The organism is Mesorhizobium sp. M7A.F.Ca.US.007.01.2.1 (assembly GCF_003998165.1).
GTDB classification, from domain to species: Bacteria; Pseudomonadota; Alphaproteobacteria; order Rhizobiales; family Rhizobiaceae; genus Mesorhizobium; species Mesorhizobium ciceri.
In genome coordinates, this window is record NZ_RZQP01000404.1 from 1 (window position 1) to 2,907 (window position 2,907).

General features: G+C 58.1%; 3 protein-coding genes. 1 reads left to right on the forward strand and 2 read right to left on the reverse strand.

Annotated elements, in window-relative coordinates:
* Both EN949_RS34335 and EN949_RS34340 read right to left on the reverse strand, forming a co-directional pair.
* Nucleotides 1–790: DUF4347 domain-containing protein (locus EN949_RS34335; protein ID WP_127371954.1), on the reverse strand; the 790-nt coding region annotated here is incomplete at its 3' end.
* An 81-nt stretch (nucleotides 791–871) separates the two neighbouring features.
* Nucleotides 872–1,189, reverse strand: coding sequence for a hypothetical protein (locus tag EN949_RS34340; protein WP_127244227.1), 318 nt, complete (start codon nucleotides 1,187–1,189; stop codon nucleotides 872–874).
* Nucleotides 1,190–2,267: 1,078 nt separating this feature from the next.
* Here EN949_RS34340 and EN949_RS34345 point away from each other — a divergent pair.
* Nucleotides 2,268–2,907: glycosyltransferase (locus EN949_RS34345; protein ID WP_127371955.1), on the forward strand; the 640-nt coding region annotated here is incomplete at its 3' end.

Here is a 2,907-nt window from a genome sequence, read left to right on the forward strand (position 1 = left end):
CTCCTACAACCGGGGAAAGCGTGCCGTATAATTTGAAATTGCTGTCATAAACGAAATAAATATCAGTAGTGTTGGGGATCGTTATGGTCGCAGAAAAGTCATTTATTAAACCGCCCTGGTTTGCAGATGGTAGCTGAAAGCTACCAACGACTGTATCATCCGCACGATTAAGCGCCGGATTAGTCGGCGGAGCCACGTGAGTATCCACTACATAATACGTGTTAACAGCCGAAGAGCTGCCGCCGGCAGTTATGTCCCCACTGAGTGTGAGATCAGCCGCAAGCACCCCCGAGTAGCTGGCCACGCCAGCCGAAGTCATTGGAGGCAAGGGCGTGGACGAGCCTACGCGTGAGGATATCTCCCAGGAGCCGCCCAGGGCGGCCGCGCCAATCAGCGACCCGGACGCGAGAACGTCCGCGCCTACTGCCTCTTCCAGCGCCTCTATGAAGGCTTCGCCCGTATCCCCCGATGCCGTTTCGCAGCTCCACAGCCGCAGCTCGCCGTCCTTGGCAAGCGCACGGCCGATTGCGGCAAGATCCTCGGCCTCTTCCTGCAATGTAGTTGATGACCACTCCCCTGCTGTGAAGCCGACACGCCCAGACCCACCATGTGCGATAACGTGCACCGCATCGAGCCCTGCGTGCCCTGCGAGCGCGGCAGCGATCTGCCGCGCCGCCGGTCGGCGGCCGTTGAGCACAATCGCTTGAACCTCGGGTCGCACGCTGCCGAGAATTGCCTGGAGGTCGGAAACTGAAGGATCGACAAAAAGAACTTCAGAGGCACGGGCCATGACTGGCTCCTGTTGGCTTCGAACTCAATTCACCGGCAGCCACTCACTGGCCTAGCCGGCAAGTGCTGCGACCAAAGAGATTTACCTCCCGGACGGCCCGACGGCGCCGTGGGGACGTTCCACGACTGGCGTCTCCACGCGGAGGAAGTTGGCGACCTGGAAGTTCCCGCCTTCATCAAACGTCCCAATGGCAAGCGAGCCGGCGGTGCTTGGGACTTTGACGGTGAGGGCGACAGCGAGGCTTCGCTTGGCGGCTCTGGGAAGAACGACCTGACCGACAATAGCGCTCTTGGCCGTGTCCAGAATGAAATAATTTACATTTTCAATCGTGTCGCCGATCGGCAAAATGCCTCGAACGGTGACTTCCATAGCCGCAAATCCTGCCGTGAAGCTCATCATCTTCTCCTTGGTCGCCGGCGGCCGGGCCGCAGCTTCTCTTGGTCGTACCTTAGATTTCAATCGCTGGTTCAATGGCTGCAGAGCGCGGGCGCCCGGTGAGGCCGGTCGCGCGCATTGCCGCATTGCGGGCAGGTCTAAGAGACGGGTGCGCAAGGCTTGGCAGCCTCTTCGTGCCGCTCGATCGGATGGCGCCCCAGTTGTCTTCGCCCAGGTGAGTGAGGCGTCCAAAGGACACTGAGGAATACCCATCAATCGCTGGGTAATCCGTGCTGTTGGCCAACTGCGGGTAATTCAGGCGTTGTTCTACGCCTAAGCCTGCGTCACGGCCCCATCGACTCGTACACGGTATCACCCCAACCATGGTCACTCCCGTCACGCGTGTCGCCGATTTCTCGACGACGACTTACGAGGGAACCAACTGCTTGCGGGGGGAACATCAGATTTGGGAAAACGCCGGCCTTTAGTTCAAGGCCGTACAACGTCTTCTCTTGCACGTCACCACACACTCGCCACGCCCTCACGCACGAAGTGACTTGCTCCAGACACTCTCCTGGCTTCGCAGACGCAGCCCAACAGGCCCTCTGCCCGGTTCGCGGGAACCCTCTCAACACAAGACATTAGTAAAATCTAAAATTAGCAACTTGTAAATAACCAAGTTAACAATTTATTAATTGTGGACCATGAGTAACTACTTTCGGTCGACATCAAATGGCGCGCATGGGCGGCCGAACGCATCGAGAAATCCGAGGCTTAAGGGTGCCCTCTGGTTCGCGTCGAACCCTCGATGTCGCGGCGGAATTTGCGCCTCAGCGATTGGGTCGACGGGAAATTCTGTTCTTAACCCTCTGGTCCCGAGCGACCGCAAGACCCTTGCTGCGACGGAAAGCGCTGGCTAAACAATGGACGGGTTGAGGCAGCACTTGGCTGTGAAGGGGCAATCGTTCTTTGCAACAAAGGTCATGCAAATGGCCAAGGCGACGGGATGATGCATGAGATATAAAGCCGGACAAAGGCGCAGGAATTCCCTTCAACAATTTCCAGCAGCGTGTAACGAACGCCACTCCGCCAAGGGATTAGCATGAGCACCATCGGCCTGTGCATGATCGTCAAGAACGAGGCAAAGGTCATCTTGCAATGCCTCGCCAGCGCGCTTCCTCTCGTTGACTACGTGCTCGTCATCGACACGGGTTCCGAGGACGGCACGCAGGACCTCATCCGTACCTTCCTGACCCTGCACAAAGTCAAAGGCACAGTCATCGACGAGCCTTGGCGGGACTTTGCGTACAACCGTACCTTTGCCCTTGACCGCCTGCGTGAAGTCGAGACGGTCGACTACGCCATGATCATCGACGCCGACGACGTCGTGGTCCAAGACGCTGACTTCGATCCGATCGCGTTCAAGTCGAACATGGAACACGATCTCTACGACGTCGAGGTGTCCCATGGGGGCATTTCGTTTTATCGCCCGCAGATTTGCCGCAACCGGCTTCCCTTCTCCTTCAAGGGCGTGCTGCACGAATATCTCGAGGCCCCTCCCGGCCATCTCACACGCGAGACCGCCAAGGGTTTTCGCGTGGCGACGGGGCGTGGCGGAGCACGCAGTCAAAACCCGCGAAAGTACCAGGACGACGCGGCGGTTCTTGAAAACGCGCTTGCTACGGAGACCGACCCGTTCCTTATTTCGCGATACACCTTCTATCTGGCGCAGAGCTATAGGG